At 39.0% G+C, this 936-nt stretch carries 1 protein-coding gene; it reads left to right on the top strand.

Features of this window, described 5'->3' with window-relative positions; genetic code table 11:
• Positions 1 to 184: 184 nt before the first annotated feature.
• A complete protein-coding gene (locus ACHFIY_RS19300; RefSeq protein WP_410847768.1) occupies positions 185 to 769 on the top strand; it encodes a nitroreductase family protein in 585 nt (194 codons plus the stop codon).
• Positions 770 to 936: the final 167 nt, after the last annotated feature.

Raw genomic sequence — 936 nt, 5'->3', positions numbered from 1 at the left:
CATTGGTTGTTTTTAGCTATACATCAGTTGCTTATCGGGGGCATTTATGCATCCAAATCGGATTATCGAATTTTTGTACAAGTTTTACTTTGTTGATACTCATTTAACCCAATGTTTTTTCATTTCCCCTTTCGATAAAGCAACATGCAACTGTTATCTTTACTTTGCAGCATAAGATTTTAATATGAGCAACTTCGCTATACTCGCAGATATAATTAAAACGAGAAGAACTACTAAGCCATCTCTGTTTAATGGCGGCAAAATACCAGATGAACAAATAGAGCAACTACTTGAACTGGCAGACTGGGCACCTACGCATACTTTCTCTGAACCATGGCGGTTTGTAGTGTATTCTGGGGATAAAGTAAACGAGTTCAGCAAGCAACATGCACTGCTATACCAGCAGTTTGCCCCTGTAGAAAAATTCATGCAGGGGAAATTTGACGGCATCATTGCCAATGGCGAAAAATCTTCCCATATCATTTTTTGCATCATGAAACGCAGCAATGAAAAAATACCTGTTATTGAGGAAATAGCCGCTGCAAGTTGTGCCATACAAAATATCCTATTGGGGGCAACGGCATTAAATATTGCCTCCCTTTGGAGCACAGGGGGCATGGTACTGCACCCTGCCATGAAAAACCATTTTAAACTGGATGAGCAAGACGAAATACTAGGGCAGCTATTTTTGGGTTACAGTGACGAAAAAATAGAGGGCAAGAGGAAAATACCCTTGGGTGAAAAGATTGCTTGGGAGAAATTGGGGTAGGCTTTTATACAAAATGATAGTATTAGGCGTAATGGACAAAATAGTTGATACTTTCCGAGTTCCAATGCCTTAAAAAAACTCATAAAACCCTTGCCTACATTGCATTTCACATGGAGTTTTAGTACTCAATATTTTACCTGAAAGGCTTTAATTGCCTATAACACAGT

It is taken from the genome of Parasediminibacterium schistidii, assembly GCF_046546515.1.
Lineage (GTDB): Bacteria > Bacteroidota > Bacteroidia > Chitinophagales > Chitinophagaceae > Parasediminibacterium.
Note: the sequence above shows the minus strand (reverse complement) of the source record. Positions and strands in the feature narration are given on the sequence as shown.

Excerpts from the sequence above, each read along its gene's own strand:
- ACHFIY_RS19300 (WP_410847768.1), top strand. The coding sequence starts at position 185 with ATGAGCAACTTCGCTATACTCGCAGATATAATTAAAACGAGAAGAACT.